The sequence below is a fragment of the uncultured Williamsia sp. genome (assembly GCF_947494875.1).
Classification (GTDB): domain Bacteria; phylum Actinomycetota; class Actinomycetes; order Mycobacteriales; family Mycobacteriaceae; genus Williamsia_A.
The window spans coordinates 159,012-178,626 of sequence record NZ_CANLWM010000002.1 but is presented as its reverse complement, the minus strand read 5'-3'; the positions used below and the strand labels follow the sequence as shown (position 1 = coordinate 178,626).

Below are 19,615 nucleotides of genomic sequence, written 5' to 3'. Positions count from 1 at the left end.
GGGAGGTCCACAGTGACCGAGAACCCGTCGTCGGCGCCGCTGGTCGTCTACTTCTCGTCGGTGTCGGAGAACACGCACCGATTCGTCGAGAAGACGGGTCTGCGGGCACTGCGTGTGCCGCTCCACCATCCCGAGGCGTTCGTCGTCGACGAGCCCTACGTCCTGGTCCTCCCGACGTACGGCGGGGGCAAGGCGACGGGGGAGCGGTCGGGATACGTGCCCAAGCAGGTCATCACGTTCCTGAACCACCCGGGCAACCGGGCACTGATCCGCGGCGTCGTCGGCGCGGGGAACACCAATTTCGGCGAGGAGTTCTGCCTCGCCGGGGACATCGTGTCGCGCAAGTGCCGCGTCCCCTACCTCTACCGCTTCGAGTTGATGGGCACCGCCCACGACGTCGAGCGTGTGCGTGACGGCGTGGCCGAGTTCGGCCGCAGTCGTGCGTTCACCGATCCGGACCAGATCGACCTGGCCCCGGTCGCTGTCGGCGCCTGAGCGCCCGCCGCCTCTCCTTCCGCCCCCCGCAGCACCCGTCGAGCAGGAGTTCTCTCGTGACCCCCACCGCAGCCACCGTGTCCGACACCGCGACCGCCACCTCCGGTGTGCACCCGGGCCCCGCCGGCCACGATCCCGGCGAGCTCGACTACCACTCGCTGAACGCGATGCTGAACCTGTACGACGCGGACGGGCGCATCCAGTTCGAGAAGGACCGCGAGGCGGCCAACCAGTATTTCCTGCAGCACGTGAACCAGAACACGGTCTTCTTCCACGACCTCGACGAGAAGCTCGACTACCTGGTCGAGGAGAACTACTACGAGGCCGAGGTCCTCGAGCGCTACGACCGCGAGTTCGTCAAGGACCTCTTCGGCTACGCGTACAAGAAGAAGTTCCGCTTCCCGACCTTCCTCGGGGCGTTCAAGTACTACACCTCGTACACGCTGAAGACGTTCGACGGGAAGCGCTACCTCGAGCGTTTCGAGGACCGCGTGTGCATGGTGGCGTTGACCCTCGCCGACGGTGACACCGCCCTCGCGAAGGAGTTGGTGGAGGAGATCATCACCGGTCGCTTCCAGCCCGCGACCCCGACGTTCCTCAACTCCGGCAAGAAGCAGCGCGGCGAGCCCGTCTCCTGCTTCCTGCTGCGCATCGAGGACAACATGGAGTCGATCGGACGGTCGATCAACTCCGCGCTGCAGCTGTCCAAGCGTGGTGGCGGAGTCGCGTTGCTGCTCAGCAACATCCGCGAGCACGGTGCGCCTATCAAGAAGATCGAGAACCAGAGCTCGGGTGTCATCCCGATCATGAAGCTGCTCGAGGACTCGTTCTCCTACGCCAACCAGCTCGGTGCCCGCCAGGGTGCCGGCGCGGTGTACCTGCACGCGCATCACCCGGACATCTACCGCTTCCTCGACACCAAGCGCGAGAACGCCGACGAGAAGATCCGCATCAAGACGCTCTCGCTCGGTGTCGTGATCCCGGACATCACGTTCCAGCTCGCCAAGCAGAACGACGACATGTACCTGTTCAGCCCCTACGACGTCGAGCGCGTCTACGGGGTGCCGTTCGCCGACATCAACGTGAGCGACAAGTACCACGAGATGGTCGAGGACAAGCGGATCCGCAAGACCAAGATCAAGGCGCGTGAGTTCTTCCAGACCCTCGCCGAGCTGCAGTTCGAGTCGGGCTACCCGTACATCATGTTCGAGGACACGGTGAACCGGGCCAACCCGATCGACGGCAAGATCACGCACTCCAACCTGTGCTCGGAGATCCTGCAGGTGTCGACGCCGTCGACCTTCAACGACGATCTGTCCTACTCCCGGGTGGGCAAGGACATCTCGTGCAACCTCGGCTCGCTGAACATCGCGAAGACGATGGACTCGCCGGACTTCGGCCAGACCATCGCCACCGCGATCCGAGGCCTGACCGCGGTGAGCGACCAGACGGCGATCACCTCGGTGCCGTCGATCCAGGAGGGCAACAACAGCTCTCACGCGATCGGCCTCGGCCAGATGAACCTGCACGGGTACCTCGCCCGCGAGCGCATCTTCTACGGCAGCGAGGAGGGCATCGACTTCACGAACATCTACTTCTACACGGTGCTGTTCCACGCGCTGCGCGCGTCGAACGCGATCGCCCGTGAGCGGGGACGCGCGTTCGGCGGGTTCGAGAAGTCGAAGTACGCCAGCGGCGAGTTCTTCGACAAGTACACCGAGAAGTCGTGGGAGCCGGCCACCCAGCGCGTACGAGACCTGTTCGGCCAGGCCGGGATCCACATCCCCACCCAGGACGACTGGCGTGAGCTGAAGACCGCGGTGCAGCGTGACGGCATCTACAACCAGAACCTCCAGGCGGTGCCGCCGACGGGGTCGATCAGCTACATCAACCACTCGACCAGCTCGATCCACCCGGTGGCCGCGAAGATCGAGATCCGTAAGGAAGGCAAGATCGGCCGCGTCTACTACCCGGCGCCGTACATGACGAACGAGAACCTGGAGTACTACCAGGACGCGTACGAGATCGGGTACGAGAAGATCATCGACACCTACGCCGCGGCCACGCAGCACGTCGACCAGGGTCTGAGCCTGACCCTGTTCTTCAAGGACACGGCGACCACCCGCGACGTGAACCGCGCGCAGATCTACGCCTGGCGCAAGGGGATCAAGACGCTCTACTACATCCGTCTGCGTCAGCTGGCCCTCGAGGGCACCGAGGTGGAGGGCTGCGTCTCGTGCATGCTCTGACACCTGTCCGACCGACCACCACCCACACCCCGAGCGAGGCACGATGACGTCCACCCAGAGCCATTCACCGGCCGACGGCGCGCCGATCAAGCTGGTCAGCCGCGTCTCGGCGATCAACTGGAACCGCGTCCCCGACGAGAAGGACGCCGAGGTGTGGGATCGCCTGACCGGCAACTTCTGGCTGCCGGAGAAGGTGCCGGTGTCCAACGACATCCCGTCGTGGAACACGCTGACCGAGCTCGAGAAGCAGCTCACCATGCGGGTGTTCACCGGCCTGACGCTTCTCGACACGATCCAGGGCACGGTCGGCGCGGTGTCGCTGATCCCGGATGCGACGACCCCGCACGAGGAGGCGGTGCTCACCAACATCGCGTTCATGGAGTCGGTGCACGCGAAGAGCTACAGCTCGATCTTCTCGACCCTGTGCTCCACCAAGGACATCGACGAGGCGTTCCGCTGGTCGGAGGAGAACGAGTACCTCCAGACCAAGGCGCGCATCGTCATGGACTACTACCGCGGCGACGACCCGCTCAAGCGCAAGGTCGCCTCGACGCTGCTCGAGTCGTTCCTCTTCTACTCGGGCTTCTACCTGCCGATGTACTGGTCGAGCCGCGCCAAGCTCACCAACACGGCCGACCTGATCCGCCTGATCATCCGCGACGAGGCCGTCCACGGGTACTACATCGGCTACAAGTACCAGCGCGCTCTCGAGGTCTGCACCCCCGAGCGCCGGCAGGAGCTGAAGGACTACACCTTCGAGCTTCTGTTCGAGCTGTACGACAACGAGACCGACTACACCGCTGGGCTGTACGACGAGGTGGGTCTCAGCGAGGACGTGAAGACGTTCCTGCGCTACAACGCGAACAAGGCGCTGATGAACCTCGGTTACGAGGCGATGTTCCCGCGCGACGAGACGCTGGTGAACCCGGCGATCCTCTCGGCGCTGTCGCCCAACGCCGACGAGAATCACGACTTCTTCTCCGGGTCGGGCTCCTCCTACGTCATCGGCAAGGCCGTCAACACCGAGGACGACGACTGGGACTTCTAGACCGAGGAGTCAGACGAGACCGCCCCGGACTCCTCGAGTCCGGGGCGGTTCGTCGTCTCAGGCGACCCCGCCGTTCACGCGGATCACCTGACCGCTGATCCAACTCGACTCCGCGCGGGTGAGAAGCGCGACGGCGTCGGCGATCTCGTCGATCTCACCCAGACGTCCCCCGGGAGCTGCCCGCTCGATCGCCACGAGTTGGTCGGCTGTCTTCCCCTTCGCGAACATCTCCGACCTCACCAGGCCGGGTGCGACGGCGTTGACGGTGATCCCGCGCGGCGCCAACTCCTTCGCCGCGACACGCGTCAGGGTCTCCACCGCCGACTTCGCCGCGAGATAGACACCCATCCCGGGTGTCGCCGTCGACACCGCCGTGCTCGACAGCGTCACGATCCTCCCGTCGTCGACGAGCCGATCGGCCGCAGTGCGCAGGCAGTGGAAGGTGCCGCGTGTGCTGGCGTCGAAGACTCGGTCGTATGCGCCATCGTCGAAGGTCGCAATCGGTCCGAGTGCGCTGATGCCGGCGTTCGCGACGAGCACGTCCGCGCCGCCGAACTCCGTGTCGGCGACGTCGAACAGACGTCGCGCGGTGTCACCGTCGGCGATGTCGCCCCTCACCGCGACGGCTCGGCCGCCGGCATCGGTGATCGCCTGAACGGTCGTCGCGGCCTCGTCGGCCCGATGTGCGAAGCCGACGACGACCGACCGTCCGTCGCGGGCCAGGCGTTCCGCGATCGCGCGGCCGATCGAGCGGGAGGCCCCGGTGACGATCGCGGCATTCGGCGGTGGGGAGGTTGTCATGTCAACCACAGTAGCGGCGCCGGGTTGACGTGACAACCAGGGCGTCCCGACCTAGGCTGCCGGTGTGTCCGACGACGTCCTCGATCCCCGGGAAGTCGCGATCTGGCATGCGTTCAAGCGTGTCGGCGAGCAGGTGTCAACGGCGGTGGAGCGGGACATCCTCGCCGCGTCCGGACTCACCGGTCCCGAGTTCGGGGTGCTGACGCGCCTCGTCGACCTGGGTGACGGGCGCCTTCGACAGCAGGAGCTCGCGACGTCGATGCGATGGGACAAGAGCCGCCTGTCGCACCAGGTCACCCGGATGCAGAAGCGGGACCTGGTATCCCGCGACACCGTCGACGCATCGACGGTCATGGTCGAGATCACCGACACCGGTCGTGCCGCCCTCCGGCCGGCGCGGCCGGCGCACGCTCGAGCGATCCGGGCGCACCTTCTCGGTCGTCTCGACGACCGCGGCCGCGCACAGTTCGCCGCGGCGATGGATGCGATCCTGGAGCGGTGACGGGCGTCAGCGACGGTGGAGCACGGGCTCGACGACGATGCTCAGTGGCGGGGTGGTCGCCCGCACCGGGGGCACCGCGTCCGATCGGTGGGTCTGCGATCCGTTGGCATCGTCGAAGAGGCAGTGGCCGAACAGGTTCAGGATGGGTCCGCCCAGGTCGGACAGGTCCGCGCGGACCGCGCCGCGCACCTCCACCGCAGTTCCCGGCGGGGCCACGATCAGGTCGTGCACCCAGCGGGACAGGTACGGGTGGGCGGTCACCGTCGTCAGATTCCCTTCGGACGCGATGACGGGGCCCGGCACCTGGACCGGTGAGACCGGGGGCGTGATGACGTGACCGGTCACGCCGATTCCGTTGGGCGGCTGCGTCGGATCCGGTGCGAGGGGGTCAGCGGTGGCGCTCGCCGCGCCCAGCCAGATCGCGACCCCGACGACGCCGACCGTCGTGAGGAGGCGCAGGTTCAGCGGGTGACCTCGTTCAGCTTCCCGGTGGCCACGTCGAAGACGAAGCCGCGCAGCGAGGTGGTCTTCGACACGAACGGGCTGTTCTCGATGCGGGCGAGCGACTGCTTCACGTCCTCGTCGAGGTCGGGGAACGCCTCCGCCGACCACGCGGGCTTCACGCCGATCTCGTCCTGGATGCCGCGCTTGAAGTCGTCGTCGGTGAAGGTGAGCATTCCACAGTCGGTGTGGTGGATGAGGATGATCTCGGTGGTCCCCAGGAGGCGCTGACTGATGGCGAGCGATCGGATCTCGTCGTCGGTGACGACGCCACCGGCATTGCGGATGACGTGGGCCTCACCCTCGTTCAGACCGAGGATCCGGTAGACGTCGAGGCGGGCGTCCATGCACGCGACGACCGCGACGTGCTTGCTCGGCGGCAGCGGGAGCGGACCGGAGAACCCCGCAGCGTAGTCGGCGTTGTTCTTCAACAGGTCATCGGTGACGGTCATGCGGACATCGTGATCCGTGCATGCGTCGTCGGGGATGGTTGCGCGCACCCGGGGTTTTACGCGCTGAGGCGAGATCTCAGCCGGAGTAGCCGTTGAGGGAACGCTGGACGTCGTCGAGGACGACCGGGGCAGCGGCGAGGCCCCGCCGGCCGTACCAGATCGAGTCGTCGACGACGAAGACGCGCCTGCCCGATGCCGCGCCGAGATCGAGCCAACGGTCACTGCGCAGCACCGATACGCCGTGGTCCTTGCCCTTCGCGGACGTGAAGCTCACGTAGACGAGATCGGCGTCGGCGTCGTCGAAATTCTTCTCGGTGACCGTCACGGACCCGGGGGAGCGCTGCGACTGCGGGCGTTGGACGCCCATCGCGGCGAGGATGGACCCCGCGAACGACGCGGTGCCGGCAATCTGTTCGCTGTCGGCACCGAAGCGGACCAGGCCGACCTGACTGTGCGATGCATCAACGCGCTGTCCGGCGCGCTTGGCCTGCGCGGCGAAGGTGTCGAGGCGACGCGTCCCCTCCTCGCCTCGGCCGAGAGCGTCCGCGACCGCCTGGAACTGGTCCTGCCAGGACGCCGACTCGTCGACGACGACAGAGCGCGCGTCGTACGGCGCCGTCTGTGCGGTGGAGCGACCCAGCACGACGTCAGCCCGGGCACCGGCGGCGCGCTGGGCATCCGGGCGCGACCCGATCGTCGGCAGTGACGTCACGGTCGGTCCGAGATAGGTGGGGATGCCGCCCGGGTCGGCCGCGACCGCGACCACCTTCGACTGGATGCCCAGCGCGCACAGGGGGTCGAGCAGGGACGGGTCGGCGACGGCGATCCGGGACACATCCGCCTGGCCCGGGTCCGGCGTGGACGCGGTGCCGCAGGCGCGGTCGAAGGTGCGTTCGGGCGTGACGAGGTCGAACCCGCCGACGGCGGTGGTCGTCGTGGTCACCGATCCGGGGCCGGGAGGGGACTGTGTGTCGGCGCCGCCGCAGGCGGAGAGGCCCAGGACACCAGCCGTCACCACGCAGGTCACGGCCACCGCTCGCACGGGTCCGCGCACCCTCGTCACCACCGTTCTCCGACCACCTCGTGCCGGCCCGGACGGCCGCGCGATCGGGCATCAACCTAGCACCGCCGCATGTGTCGGAAAGCTCTGCCGCGGCGCGTCGTCGGGCTCCGTCGCCGTCCGCTCGCGGTGCGGGACAAGATCGCCCCGCGTGGGCGGGAAAGTTCCTACGACGAGTCGTAGGACCCGCTCGGCCACAGGGCGCATGAGGGTTTACGATCAGTTCAGTACGTTCGGCGTCGGGCAGACCGGTGCCCGCGTTCATCGTCACCACACGACCGGACACCGGTCGTGCAGGCAGGAGGACTAGTGACCGCCCTAGACCAGCCCACGCAGGTCGCCCCGGTTCGCCCCTACCCCGAGCGCACGGGCGTCAAGGGGTCGTTCATCTACAAGATGATCACGACGACCGACCACAAGGTGCTCGGCATCATGTACCTGGTCACGTGCTTCGCGTTCTTCCTCGTCGGCGGCCTGATGGCGCTGCTGATGCGCGGGGAGCTCGCACATCCGGGGATGCAGTTCCTGTCGAACGAGCAGTACAACCAGCTGTTCACCATGCACGGCACGGTCATGCTGCTGCTGTACGCGACCCCGATCGTCATCGGCTTCGCGAACGTGGTCCTGCCGCTGCAGATCGGCGCCCCCGACGTCGCGTTCCCGCGCCTCAACGCCTTCAGCTACTGGCTGTTCCTCTTCGGCGGCCTGATCGTCGTCGCCGGCTTCATCACCCCGGGTGGTGCCGCCGACTTCGGCTGGACCGCCTACACCCCGCTGACCGACGCGATCCACTCGCCCGGCGCCGGCTCCGACATGTGGATCATGGGCCTGGCCGTCGGTGGTCTCGGCACCATCCTCGGCGCGGTCAACATGGTCACCACCGTGGTCTGTCTCCGAGCGCCCGGCATGACGATGTTCCGCATGCCGATCATGACCTGGAACATCCTCGTGACGAGCATCCTGATCCTGCTCGCGTTCCCGCTGCTGACCGCCGCCCTGATGGGCCTCGAGGTCGACCGCCAGTTCGGTGCACACCTCTACGACCCCGCCAATGGCGGCGTCATACTCTGGCAGCACCTGTTCTGGTTCTTCGGGCACCCGGAGGTCTACATCATCGCGCTGCCGTTCTTCGGCATCGTGTCGGAGATCTTCCCGGTGTTCTCGCGTAAGCCGATCTTCGGCTACTCGACGCTGATCTACGCGACCCTCGCCATCGCCGCCCTGTCGGTCGCGGTGTGGGCGCACCACATGTACGCGACGGGCGCGGTGCTGCTGCCGTTCTTCGCCTTCATGACCTTCGTGATCGCGGTGCCCACCGGTGTGAAGTTCTTCAACTGGATAGGCACGATGTGGAAGGGCCATCTGACGTTCGAGACACCGATGTTGTTCTCGGTCGGCTTCCTCGTCACGTTCCTCTTCGGTGGCCTCACCGGCGTCCTGCTGGCCAGCCCGCCGCTGGACTTCCACCTGTCCGACAGCTACTTCGTCGTGGCGCACTTCCACTACGTCCTCTTCGGCACCATCGTGTTCGCCACGTACGCGGGCATCTACTTCTGGTTCCCGAAGATGACCGGCCGCATGATGGACGAGAAGCTGGGCAAGATCCACTTCTGGCTGACGTTCATCGGCTTCCACGTGACGTTCCTTGTGCAGCACTGGCTGGGCAACGAGGGCATGCCGCGTCGCTACGCCGACTACCTCCCGTCCGACGGGTTCACGACCCTGAACGTCATCTCGACGGTCGGCGCGTTCATCCTCGGCCTCTCGACGCTGCCGTTCCTCTGGAACGTCTTCAAGAGCTACCGGTACGGCGAGGTCGTCACGGTCGACGACCCGTGGGGCTTCGGCAACTCGCTCGAGTGGGCCACCAGCTGCCCGCCGCCGCGCCACAACTTCACCGAGCTGCCGCGCATCCGGTCCGAGCGTCCGGCCTTCGAGCTGCACTATCCGCACATGATCGAGCGGATGCACCGCGAGGCCCACGTCGGCCAGGCGTCCAAGCACATGGAAGAGGCCAAGCGCGATCCGGTGACCGTGGGTTCCCACGAGTCGTCGACGGATCCCGATCCGCGCTGACGTGACACCGGGGGGGTCCGGCACCACCGTGCTGGTGACCGTCACCGGTCCCGACCGACCCGGCGTCACGTCCGTCCTCCTGGGCGCACTCGCCCGCCACGATGTCCACCTGCTCGATGTCGAGCAGGTGGTCATCCGGTCTCGGCTGACCCTCGGTGTGCTGGTGGAGAGCCTCGGTGATCCGGAGACGCTGCAGGAGACCGTCGAGCAGGCGATGAGCTCCATCGGCATGGACGTCGCGGTCGACGTCGGCGCCCACCCGGGCGTCCGGACGGTGTCGTCGCACGCCGTGGTCATCCTCGGTAGCCCGGTGACCGCACGCGCCTTCCGGGCCGTCGCCGCCGAGCTCGCCGGCCAGGGCGGCAACATCGACTCGATCCGCGGCATCGCCGACTACCCGCTCACGGGTCTCGAGCTGATGGTCAGCGTGGACCGCGACGACGTGGCCGCCGACGCCGCGCTGCGCAAGGGTCTCGCCGGGGTCGCCACCCGCTACGGCATCGACGTGGCCGTCGAGCGTGGCGGACTCGCACGGCGCGCCAAGAGGCTCATCGTGTTCGACGTCGACTCCACCCTCATCCAGGGCGAGGTCATCGAGATGCTGGCCGCGAAGGCCGGGCGCGAGGCCGAGGTCGCGGCGGTCACCGAGGCCGCCATGCGCGGTGAGATCGACTTCGGCGAGTCGTTGCACAAGCGCGTCGAGGCCCTCGCCGGCCTGGATGCGTCGGTTCTCGAGGAGGTCGCGTCGGCGGTGGAGTTCACCCCCGGCGCCCGCACCACCATCCGCACCCTTCGTCGCCTGGGCTACCACTGCGGTGTCGTGTCCGGTGGCTTCCGCGAGGTCATCGATCCGCTGGCACACGAACTCGAACTCGACTTCGTCCGGGCCAACACCCTCGAGATAGTCGACGGGAAACTCACCGGACGCGTCCTCGGTGAGGTGGTCGACCGTCCGGGAAAGGCCGCGGCGCTCCGGGCGTTCGCCGATCAGGTCGGCGTCCCCCTCGAGCAGACCGTCGCCGTCGGTGACGGCGCCAACGACATCGACATGCTGACCGCGGCCGGGTTGGGCATCGCGTTCAACGCGAAGCCGGCTCTGCAGGAGGTCGCCGACGCGGCGTTGTCGCACCCGTTCCTGGACGCCGTGCTGTTCATCCTCGGCGTCACGCGCGACGAGATCGAGGCCGCCGACGCCATCGACGGCATCGCCCGTCGCGTCCCGCTCGGCTGAGGTCACCCGCGATGGGTTTCGACGAGCGCCTCGCCGTGCTCACCGACCGTCTCGGTGACGCCCCCGACCCGGACGACCCGGCTCAGGTCCTCGCGATGCCTGTCGTCGTGCGTATCGAGAAGCGTGATCCACCGGATCGGCGCGCCACGCTGGAGGCCGCGGCCCGCGCCGCTGTCCTGCTCTGCCTCGACGAGCGCGCAGACGCGGACGGCCCGTGGGGGCCGGCGGTGCAGGCGTGGTGCGACGCCCGGATCCGCAAGATCAGCCGACGGGCGCGCGGCAGCCACTGGACCGCGGCGCAGGACGTCGACGGCGTGACCGTCGACCAGGACGGTGCCGCGGCACGGGCGATCGTGCCCGGCCCGGTCGGATCGGTGGACCGGCGGATCGACCGGTTGCAGATCGGCGGGACCGACCTCGACGATCCCCTCGATCCGGGACCGACTGGGCCGGTGACCATCTGGGTGAACCCAGCCCTCGACATGACCCTGGGCAAGCTGGCCGCCCAGGTGGGCCACGGGTCGATGCTCGCGGTTCGCCTCTTCGACGTCGCGGGCGCGCGGTCGTGGTGGGAGGCGGGCTGCCCGCTCGCCGTCGCCGCACCCACCCCCGAACGGTGGGCGGATCTGCTGTCGCGGGACGGGAAAGACACCGTCGCCGTCCGCGACGCCGGGTTCACCGAGGTCGCACCCGGCTCGGTGACCGTCGTCGCCGAACGCACCGACAGAGAGGACCCACGATGAGCCCCACCGTGCCCGGCTGGGCAGCCGGACTCGACCTCGCGCCGCACCCGGAGGGCGGGTGGTACGGCGAGACGTGGCGATCGGATCTGACCCTGTCGCACGAGGTGCTCCCGTCCGCGCACTCGGGTGATCGCAGCGCGGGCACCGCGATCCTGTTCCTCCTGCCCGACGGCGCCGAATCCGCGTGGCACACGGTCGTGGGTGCCGAGATCTGGCTGCACCACCGCGGGTCACCGATCGAGCTCGTCGTCGGCGGTACGGGGTCGGCGCCGGGTGCCGAGACGACGATCGTCCTCGGCTCTGACCTGGCGAGCGGCCAGCGCCCGCAGCACGTCGTGGCTCCGGGTGAGTGGCAGCGGGCCCGGCCTGTCGCGGGCCACCCCGACGGCGCCGGTCTGGTCAGCTGCGTCGTCGTCCCCGGCTTCGATTTCGCCGACTTCGGCCTGCTCGATCCGCCGCCCGCCGACGACCCCGCCCCTTCCGGCGGCGCATGAGCCCGGTGGGGCACGATGGGTGACGTGGCCGACATCGATCCCGACCTCCTGATCGACTTCACCGACGTCACCCTCGTGCGCGGGGGGAAGACTCTCGTCGGGCCCGTCACCTGGCAGGTCGAGCTCGACGAACGCTGGGTCGTCATCGGACCCAACGGGGCGGGTAAGACCTCGCTCATGCGGATCGCCGCCGCGGAGACCCATCCGACCTCGGGGTCCGCCGTGCTGCTGGGATCGCGTCTCGGCGAGACCGATGTCCGTGAACTGTCGACCCGGATCGGCGTAGCGTCGTCGATGCTCGCCGCCCGCATCCCCGACCACGAGATCGTCACCGACCTCGTCATCTCCGCGGGCTACTCGGTGCTCGGCCGCTGGCGCGAGGCCTACGAGGACGTCGACCGCGCTCAGGCCGTCGAGACGCTGGAGTCGATGGGTGCCGAACACCTCGCCGACCGCACCTTCGGCACCCTGTCGGAGGGGGAGCGCAAACGCGTCGTCATCGCCCGTGCGCTCATGACAGACCCGGAACTGCTGCTGCTCGACGAGCCCGCCGCCGGACTCGACCTCGGTGGGCGCGAGGAGCTCGTGGCCCGGCTCGGTGCGCTGGCGATGGATCCCGACGCCCCGGCGATGGTCGTCATCACCCACCACGTCGAGGAGATCCCCGAGGGTTTCACCCACGCGCTGCTGCTGTCGGAGGGCGGCGTGGTCGCCCAGGGACTGCTCGACGACGTGATGACCGAGGACAACCTGACCGCGACGTTCCACCAGCGGATCGCCCTCGAGCACGTCGACGGACGGTACTTCGCGCGGCGGGCCCGCCGCGCCGGTTCGCATCGGCGCGCCCGCCCGTGAGCACCGGTGGGCGGGGGCAACTCCCGGAGTCGTTCCGTCCCGTCGACGACCCCGAGTCCGTCCCGATCCGGCATGCCGCGACGGTCGCGCTGATCCGCGACACCGACGCGGGCATCGAGGTGTTCCTCATCCGCCGTGCCGCGGGCATGGAGTTCGCCGGCGGGATGACGGTGTTCCCCGGCGGCGGAGTGGACCCCCGCGACGCGGAGGTCGGCGTGGACGTCTCCGACTGGGTGGGACCCGGACCGCGGTGGTGGGCAGCACAGTTCGACGCGACCACTCCGCCGGACGAGGATGCCGTCGTCCTCGCCTCGTCGCTGGTGCGTGCAGCGGTCCGCGAGACGTTCGAGGAGTGCGGTGTGCTCCTGGCCGGTTCGTCGGCGCAGGACCTCGTCGCCGAGCCCGACCTCTACTCCGACGAACGGCGGGCGCTGGAGTCGCGCGACCTGTCGCTGTCGGGGTTCCTCGGTCGCGCCGGTCTGGTGCTGCGTGCGGACCTGATCGCGCCGCTGGCCCGGTGGATCACGCCGCTCGGTGAGCGCCGACGCTACGACACACGGTTCTTCCTGGCGCAACTGCCGGCCGGTCAGAGCGCAGACGACCGCACATCCGAGGCTGCGTCAGCGGGGTGGCACCGGGTCGCCGACGTCATGACGGCGTGGGAGTCCGGCGACCTCTTCCTGCTGCCACCGACGTGGTCGCAGCTCGACAACCTCGCCGGGTTCGACACCGTCGCCGACGCGATGGCGGCGCCCCGCGAGATCGTCCCCGTCACACCGACGTTGATCTCCGACGGTTCCGCCCTGCACATCGAGTTCGACGGGTCCGCGCGCTACACCGGCGAGTGATCCCGCGTCACCAGATGGTGACGCGCTTGTCCGGAGCGAGGTACATCGCGTCGGACGGGCCCACCCCGAACGTGTCGTAGAAGCCGGAGATGTTGCGCACCACCTGGTTGCAGCGGAACTCCGGCGGCGAGTGCGGGTCGGTGGCGAGCTGTTCCTCGGCTGCGGCCGGTCGGTACTTGCCCCGCCAGATCCGCGCCCAGGCCAGGAACACGTCCCGGTCACGCGCCTGCGTCTTCGCCTTCTCCGCTGCGATCCGATACGCGGACAACGCGATCGACAGTCCACCGAGGTCGGCCAGGTTCTCCCCGACGGTCAGTGCGCCGTTCACCTTCTTGTCCGCCGGCAGGCCCTTCGGCACCAGGGAGCTGTACTGCGCGATCAGCGCGTCCGACCTCTTCGTGAACTCGGCGCGGTCCGATGCCGTCCACCAGTCGCGCAGGTTGCCGTCGGCGTCGTACTGCGAGCCCTGGTCGTCGAAGCCGTGTCCGATCTCGTGGCCGATCACCGCGCCGATCCCGCCGTAGTTGACCTGCGGCTCGGCGTCGGGGGAGAAGAACGGGTACTGCAGGATGGCGGCGGGGAAGACGATCTCGTTGAACGTCGGGTCGTAGTAGGCGTTCACGGTCTGCGGGGTCATCTGCCACTCGGACTTGTCGACCTTCGTGCCGAGCTTGGCGAACTCCCGCCTCGCGGCGAACATCTGACCGTTGCGGACCGACTCGACCACGTCGTCCGCGCGGATCGTCAGGCCCGAGTAGTCCTTCCACTTGTCGGGGTAGCCGATCTTGACCGTCAGCTTGTCCAGCTTGGTGTTCGCCTCCTTGCGGGTCGCGTCGCTGAACCAGGTGATGGTCGCGAAGCTGCGCCGGTAGGCCTCCACGAGGTTCGCGACGAGGTCGCGGGCGTCGTCCTTCGCCGACCCGGCGAAGTGCGCGGCGACGTACTTCTTGCCGAGTGCCTCCCCGAGCAGCGAGTCGACCAGCGCGACACCCGACTTCCACCGCTCGGGCTCCTTCTCGACACCGTTGAGGGTGCGGGAGAAGAAGTCGAAATGCGCCGACCGGAACGGTGTCGAGAGATAGCGGGCGTACGACCGCAGCACGGTGAGGCGCATGTAGTCACGCAGGGTGTCGATCGGGGTGTCGGTCCACACCGTCGCCGCGGTGCTGACGGACTTCGGGCCGGCGACGACGACCTGCCCGAGTGCGTCGTCGCGGAGACCCAGGCCGGATCGCCATGCCGCCCAGTCGATCCCCGGTGCCTGCGCGGTGAACTGCGCCCAGCTGCGCGGGTTGTAGGTCTTCTTCGCGTCCCGGCTCTCGACGGTGCTGAGATGGCCGGCGGCCACGGCGGTCTCCACCGACATCGCCCGTTGGGCACGACCCTGCGGATCGGACAGACCCGCGAGGCGCGCGATCGTGGTCAGGTACTCGACGTATTTCGTGCGGTCCTCGGCGTACGACGCCTCCCGGTAGTACGACTCGTCGGGCAGGCCGATACCCGACTGCACGATGTTCGCGACGTACCGGGTCGAGTCGGCCTGGTCCGGGGCGATGTACAGGTCGACGATGCCGGTCGCCCCGGCCGTCGACAGGGCGGCGAGGCCGCGGGTGAGGGTGGTCTTGTCCGGTGCGGAGTCGATCGCGTCGAGCAGAGGCCGGACGGGGTCCACCCCCGCTGCGTCGATGCGGGAGGTGTCCATGAACCCGCGGTAGAGGTCCCGGATCTTGGCGTCCTCACCCGATGCGTCGGAGCCGATGTCCTCGATGATCGTGCGGAGCTGCTTCTCCGCCTCGTCGCTGAGCTCGTCGAACGTGCTGTACCCGGCCTTGTCGGCGGGGATCTGATAGCCGTTCAGCCATCCGCCGTTGACGTACCGGTACAGGTCGGCGTTCGGTGACACCCCGTTGTCCAGCCCGGAGAGGTCGGGCGTCAACGCAGGCCGGCGCGGTGCGTCGTCACCGCACGCGGCGAGCACCCCCGCCACGGCGAGTCCGCCCATGCCGGCGAGAAACGCTCGTCGACCCAGGCCGGGGGTCATGGGATGGGCTGTGCGATCGGTCATTTCGGTCCCCTCTGCTCGTCGGACTCCGATGGTTCGTGGTCGTGCGTGTTCAGTCCTCGGCCGCTTCCAGGCCGTCGCGGTCGGCCCAGGCGAGAAGGTCGTCGAGGCGATGGGCGACGTCGTCGATCTCGGCGTGCAGGTCACCCAGGCGCGCGTACCGCTCGGGCACGGTCGCGATGGTCATGTCACCGGGGACGATGTCCTCGAGTTCGTCCCACGCGAACGGTGTCGACACGGTGCCCTCGGGGTTCCCGCGCACCGAGTAGGCCGCGGCGATGGTGTGGTCGCGGGCGTTCTGGTTGTAGTCGACGAACACGACGTCGGGCTCGCGGTCCTTGCGCCACCAGGTCGTGGTCGCCTCACCGCCGGCGCGGCGCTCGACCTCGCGGGCGAACGCGAGTGCGGCACGACGGACGTCGGCGAATCCCCATCGCGGCTCGATGCGGACATAGATGTGCAGGCCCGATCCGCCGGAGGTCTTCGGGAAGCCGCGGATGCCGAGTTCGTCGAGCACCTCCTGCGCGACCCGCGCGACGCGCTGCACCCGGTCGAACGGGCAGTCGGGCATGGGGTCGAGGTCGATGCGCCACTCGTCGGGCTTCTCGGTGTCGTCGCGGCGGGAGTTCCAGGGGTGGAACTCGACCGTCGACATCTGCACCGCCCACATGACGCTCGCGAGTTCGGTGACACACACCTCGTCGGCTGTGCGGCTGTAGCGCGGGAAGAAGATACGGACCGTCTCGAGCCAGTCCGGGGCGCCTGCGGGTATGCGCTTCTGGTGCACCTTCTGACCCGCGACGCCCTTGGGGAACCGGTGCAGCATGCACGGACGGTCCCGCAGCGCGCGGACGATGCCGTCGCCGACGGAGATGTAGTACATAGCGAGGTCGAGCTTGGTCTCGCCGCGGGCGGGGAAGTAGACGCGATCGGGGCTGGAGATCCGGAGGACCCGCTCACCGACGGTGAGCTCGACCGGCTCGCCCGCCGACTCCGTCGCCATGCCGTTCGACCCTAGGGCATCACCGCCCGCCGAGCGCCCTTTCCGGGACGCGCACGCGCGTCGCGAGGAACGCGGGTCCGGCGGGCGTCGGTGGCGGCGACGGTCACCGATGGCGGGACGGCTGCTCCTGTGGACAGGCGGTAGCCTGCGGACCATGCCTGAATTCGTCCGTCTCGAGCACAGCGACGACCACCCCGGCGTCGCCACCATCCGCCTCGACCGTCCGCCGATGAACGCGCTGAGCCGTCAGGTCCAGGACGAGCTCGCCGCGGCCGCAGACGAGGCGACGCGCGACGACGCGGTCAAGGCTGTCGTCGTCTACGGCGGACCCAAGGTGTTGGCGGCCGGCGCCGACATCAAGGAGATGAACGACATGACGTTCGCCGAGATGAGCAAGCTCGCCGGACGCCTACAGGCCGGACTGGGCGCGATCGCGACCATCCCGAAGCCGACCGTCGCCGCCATCACCGGTTACGCGCTCGGCGGTGGCCTCGAGGTGGTGCTCGGTGCCGACCGCCGTGTCGCCGGCGACAACGCGAAGCTCGGGGTGCCCGAGGTGCTGCTCGGTGTCATCCCGGGCGGCGGCGGGACGCAGCGCCTCGCGCGGCTCATCGGTCCGTCGCGTGCCAAGGACATGGTGTTCACCGGCCGCTTCGTCGGCGCCGAGGAGGCACTGAAGATCGGTCTCGTCGACGAGGTCGTCGCACCCGACGAGGTGTACGCGACCGCGGTGACGTGGGCGTCGCAGTTCACGAAGGCGGCGTCGGTGGCGCTCGCCGCGGCCAAGGCGTCGATCGACCAGGGTCTCGACACCGACCTCGCGACCGGCCTGAAGATCGAGGCCGCACAGTTCGCCGCGCTGTTCGCCACCGAGGATCGTGCCACCGGCATGAAGTCCTTCGTCGAGAACGGCCCCGGCAAGGCCGAGTTCCTCGGCAAGTGATCCTGCTGTCCCTCTGCCACATCCGAGGAGTTCGCCCGTGACCGCTCCGTCCGATCCCGCGCCGAATCCGCACGCCACCGCCGCCGAGGTGGACGCCGCACTCGCCGACACCAAACTCGCCCAGGTGCTCTACCACGACTGGGAGGCCGAGACCTACGACGAGAAGTGGTCGATCTCCTACGACGAGCGCTGCATCGACTACGCCCGCGGCCGGTTCGACGCCGTCGCCGACGACGCGTCGCTGCCCTACGAGCGTGCTCTCGAACTGGGCTGCGGCACCGGCTTCTTCCTGCTCAACCTGATGCAGTCGGGCGTCGCCTCGTCCGGGTCGGTCACCGACCTGTCGCCCGGGATGGTGAAGGTCGCGCTGCGCAACGCGGAGAACCTCGGCCTCGACGTGGACGGCCGCGTCGCCGACGCCGAGACCATCCCCTACGAGGACGGCACCTTCGACCTCGTCGTCGGGCATGCCGTGTTGCACCACATCCCGGACGTCGAGCAGGCGCTGCGTGAGGTGCTCCGGGTGCTCAAGCCCGGCGGCCGATTCGTGTTCGCCGGTGAGCCGTCGACCATCGGTGACTTCTACGCCCGGTGGCTGTCCCGGACGACGTGGAAGCTGACCACGACGGTCACCAGGTGGGCTCCTCTGCGCGACTGGCGGCGTCCTCAGGCCGAGCTCGACGAGTCGTCGCGCGCGGCGGCACTCGAAGCCGTCGTGGACATCCACACGTTCGACCCACGGGAGTTGGCCCGCCTGGCCCGCTCCGCCGGTGCTGTCGAGGTGGCCACCGCCACCGAGGAGTTCACCGCCGCCATGCTGGGCTGGCCGGTGCGCACGTTCGAGGCCGCCGTACCCCAGGGTAAATTGGGGTGGGGCTGGGCACGATTCGCGTTCGGCGGGTGGAAGCGCCTGACCTGGCTCGACGAGAACGTCATGCGCAAGGTGGTCCCGCCGCAGTTCTTCTACAACGTCGTGGTCTCCGGTCACAAGGCCTGATCCCGTCCCGTGGATGTCGACGACGTCGCATGGCTCGCCTCGCGATTCGGTGAGAAGGCGCTGTCGACGGCGAGCGATCTCCTGCTCCGCCCCGACACGCTGATCTCCGATCTCGCGACATTGCGGGCTCGCTACCCGGGCCGCGACGCCGCACTCGTCGACGTGATCCGCGGTCGGCGTCGTGCGCGCGGTCGGCTGAGACGAGCCGACGACCTCCTGCTGGACGACGCGTCGGCGCAACAGGCCACGGCCGCGTCCGTCGCGGTGCACCGCGCCCGTCGGATCGCCTCTGCGACACCGGGTGCCGTCGTGCACGACGTGACCTGCTCGATCGGCGCCGAGCTGCTCGAGCTGACGGCGACGTCGGGGATCGCCGGTGTGATCGGCAGCGACCTCGACCCGGCACGGGCGGCCATGGCCGCGCACAACGTTCCCGCGGCAGTGGTCGCTGTGGCCGACGCGTTGACCCCCACCAGCACCGCCGACGTCGTGATCGCGGATCCGGCGCGTCGAGATGCGACGGGTGCACGGAAGTTCCGACTCGAGGATCTGCGACCCGGTCTGTTCGAGTTGCTGTCGGTGTACGCGGGTCACTCGCTGGTCGTGAAATGTGCTCCCGGACTGGACCATCGGATGCTGCGCGACCGTTTCGGATTCGTCGGTGAGACCGAGGTGGTGTCGGTCGACGGCGGGGTTCGCGAGGTGGCCTTGTGGACCGGCGACCAGGACCTCCCACGGCGCCGCGCGACCGTCATCCGTTCGGCCGGAGGCGGTTTCGAGATCACCGACGACGAGCCCGACGACGTACCGGTGGCACCGGTCGGTCGGTGGATCGTCGACCCCGACGGGGCCGTCGTCCGCGCGGGGTTGGTGCGGCACTACGCCGCGCGGCACGGGCTGTGGCAGCTGGACCACCGCATCGCTCACCTCACCGGTGACGCGGTGCCGGCGGGCGAGCGGGGGTGGCCTGTATTCGAGCAAATGCCGCTCTCGGAGAAGGGCCTGCGGCGCCGACTGGTCGACCTGGACTGCGGCGTCCTCGAGATCCTCGTGCGCGGTGTCGACGTCGACCCCGACCGGCTACGCACACGTCTCCGCCTGCGCGGCAGTCGTTCTCTCGCCCTCGTCGTCACGCGCATCGGCACCGCGGCGACGGTGTTCATCTGCGGCCCGGGGGAGAGGGCGGGCGACGCTGCCGGCCCGACCCGCTAGATTCCACAGATCGGCCTGCGTCCACACTTCGACCGGTTGCGAG

The 19,615-nt window shown here is 68.8% G+C and carries 19 protein-coding genes; 13 read left to right on the top strand and 6 right to left on the bottom strand.

The window, feature by feature from the left end; translation table 11 throughout:
* Positions 1–12 precede the first annotated feature (12 nt).
* Genes nrdI through nrdF form a run of 3 tightly spaced genes read left to right on the top strand, consistent with a single transcriptional unit; the run spans position 13 to position 3,792 of the window.
* Positions 13–495 carry a class Ib ribonucleoside-diphosphate reductase assembly flavoprotein NrdI gene (nrdI, locus tag Q1A98_RS06180; protein ID WP_299570972.1) on the top strand — a complete coding sequence of 161 codons (483 nt, stop codon included), beginning with the start codon at positions 13–15 and terminating at the stop codon, positions 493–495.
* A gap of 56 nt (positions 496–551) precedes the next feature.
* Complete coding sequence (nrdE, locus tag Q1A98_RS06175; RefSeq protein ID WP_299570970.1) at positions 552–2,744, top strand: class 1b ribonucleoside-diphosphate reductase subunit alpha; 2,193 nt, start codon at positions 552–554, stop codon at positions 2,742–2,744.
* A gap of 43 nt (positions 2,745–2,787) precedes the next feature.
* Positions 2,788–3,792 carry a class 1b ribonucleoside-diphosphate reductase subunit beta gene (gene nrdF / locus Q1A98_RS06170; RefSeq protein WP_299570967.1) on the top strand — a complete coding sequence of 335 codons (1,005 nt, stop codon included), beginning with the start codon at positions 2,788–2,790 and terminating at the stop codon, positions 3,790–3,792.
* Positions 3,793–3,849: 57 nt separating this feature from the next.
* On the opposite strand, the gene Q1A98_RS06165 is transcribed toward nrdF, so the two are convergent.
* The gene (locus Q1A98_RS06165; protein WP_299570964.1) at positions 3,850–4,593 is read right to left on the bottom strand and encodes an SDR family oxidoreductase; all 744 of its coding nucleotides are present in this window, start codon (positions 4,591–4,593) and stop codon (positions 3,850–3,852) included.
* Positions 4,594–4,657: 64 nt separating this feature from the next.
* Here Q1A98_RS06165 and Q1A98_RS06160 point away from each other — a divergent pair, with 64 nt between their 5' ends.
* Positions 4,658–5,095 (top strand): MarR family winged helix-turn-helix transcriptional regulator, encoded by a 438-nt coding sequence (locus Q1A98_RS06160; protein ID WP_299570963.1) that lies wholly within the window; start codon positions 4,658–4,660, stop codon positions 5,093–5,095.
* A 6-nt stretch (positions 5,096–5,101) separates the two neighbouring features.
* On the opposite strand, the gene Q1A98_RS06155 is transcribed toward Q1A98_RS06160, so the two are convergent.
* The 3 genes from Q1A98_RS06155 to Q1A98_RS06145 all read right to left on the bottom strand — a co-directional run bounded on the left by Q1A98_RS06155 (position 5,102) and on the right by Q1A98_RS06145 (position 7,102).
* Positions 5,102–5,440, bottom strand: coding sequence for a hypothetical protein (locus Q1A98_RS06155; RefSeq protein ID WP_299570960.1), 339 nt, complete (start codon positions 5,438–5,440; stop codon positions 5,102–5,104).
* A 116-nt stretch (positions 5,441–5,556) separates the two neighbouring features.
* The gene (locus tag Q1A98_RS06150; protein ID WP_299570957.1) at positions 5,557–6,048 is read right to left on the bottom strand and encodes a carbonic anhydrase; all 492 of its coding nucleotides are present in this window, start codon (positions 6,046–6,048) and stop codon (positions 5,557–5,559) included.
* Between the two features lie 76 nt (positions 6,049–6,124).
* A complete protein-coding gene (locus Q1A98_RS06145; protein ID WP_299570955.1) occupies positions 6,125–7,102 on the bottom strand; it encodes an ABC transporter substrate-binding protein in 978 nt (325 codons plus the stop codon).
* A gap of 315 nt (positions 7,103–7,417) precedes the next feature.
* Between Q1A98_RS06145 and ctaD the strand changes: the two genes are divergently transcribed.
* From ctaD to Q1A98_RS06115, 6 genes are all read left to right on the top strand, one after another.
* Positions 7,418–9,184, top strand: coding sequence for a cytochrome c oxidase subunit I (gene ctaD / locus Q1A98_RS06140; protein WP_299570952.1), 1,767 nt, complete (start codon positions 7,418–7,420; stop codon positions 9,182–9,184).
* Between the two features lies 1 nt (position 9,185).
* Positions 9,186–10,415: a phosphoserine phosphatase SerB gene (gene serB / locus Q1A98_RS06135; protein WP_299570950.1), complete on the top strand. Its 1,230-nt coding sequence runs from the start codon at positions 9,186–9,188 to the stop codon at positions 10,413–10,415.
* 11 nt (positions 10,416–10,426) lie between these two features.
* Positions 10,427–11,158 (top strand): aminoacyl-tRNA hydrolase, encoded by a 732-nt coding sequence (locus Q1A98_RS06130; protein ID WP_299570947.1) that lies wholly within the window; start codon positions 10,427–10,429, stop codon positions 11,156–11,158.
* Positions 11,155–11,652, top strand: a complete 498-nt coding sequence (locus Q1A98_RS06125; RefSeq protein WP_299570945.1) for a cupin domain-containing protein — start codon at positions 11,155–11,157, stop codon at positions 11,650–11,652. Before Q1A98_RS06130 ends, Q1A98_RS06125 begins: the two co-directional genes overlap by 4 nt.
* 24 nt (positions 11,653–11,676) lie before the next feature.
* A complete protein-coding gene (locus Q1A98_RS06120; RefSeq protein WP_299570943.1) occupies positions 11,677–12,507 on the top strand; it encodes an ABC transporter ATP-binding protein in 831 nt (276 codons plus the stop codon).
* Between the two features lie 65 nt (positions 12,508–12,572).
* Positions 12,573–13,355 carry an NUDIX hydrolase gene (locus Q1A98_RS06115; RefSeq protein ID WP_299571827.1) on the top strand — a complete coding sequence of 261 codons (783 nt, stop codon included), beginning with the start codon at positions 12,573–12,575 and terminating at the stop codon, positions 13,353–13,355.
* Positions 13,356–13,362: 7 nt separating this feature from the next.
* On the opposite strand, the gene Q1A98_RS06110 is transcribed toward Q1A98_RS06115, so the two are convergent.
* Both Q1A98_RS06110 and ligD read right to left on the bottom strand, forming a co-directional pair.
* The gene (locus tag Q1A98_RS06110; RefSeq protein ID WP_299570940.1) at positions 13,363–15,420 is read right to left on the bottom strand and encodes a M13 family metallopeptidase; all 2,058 of its coding nucleotides are present in this window, start codon (positions 15,418–15,420) and stop codon (positions 13,363–13,365) included.
* A 49-nt stretch (positions 15,421–15,469) separates the two neighbouring features.
* The gene (gene ligD / locus Q1A98_RS06105; protein ID WP_299570937.1) at positions 15,470–16,420 is read right to left on the bottom strand and encodes a non-homologous end-joining DNA ligase; all 951 of its coding nucleotides are present in this window, start codon (positions 16,418–16,420) and stop codon (positions 15,470–15,472) included.
* 154 nt (positions 16,421–16,574) lie between these two features.
* On the opposite strand from ligD, the gene Q1A98_RS06100 reads away from it, so the two are divergent.
* Genes Q1A98_RS06100 through Q1A98_RS06090 form a run of 3 tightly spaced genes read left to right on the top strand, consistent with a single transcriptional unit; the run spans position 16,575 to position 19,572 of the window.
* Positions 16,575–17,363 carry an enoyl-CoA hydratase-related protein gene (locus tag Q1A98_RS06100; protein WP_299570934.1) on the top strand — a complete coding sequence of 263 codons (789 nt, stop codon included), beginning with the start codon at positions 16,575–16,577 and terminating at the stop codon, positions 17,361–17,363.
* A gap of 37 nt (positions 17,364–17,400) precedes the next feature.
* Positions 17,401–18,360 carry a class I SAM-dependent methyltransferase gene (locus tag Q1A98_RS06095; RefSeq protein WP_299570931.1) on the top strand — a complete coding sequence of 320 codons (960 nt, stop codon included), beginning with the start codon at positions 17,401–17,403 and terminating at the stop codon, positions 18,358–18,360.
* A 9-nt stretch (positions 18,361–18,369) separates the two neighbouring features.
* Entirely contained in the window at positions 18,370–19,572 is a 1,203-nt protein-coding gene (locus Q1A98_RS06090) for a class I SAM-dependent methyltransferase (RefSeq protein WP_299570928.1), read from the top strand.
* The last annotated feature ends 43 nt before the right edge of the window (positions 19,573–19,615 follow it).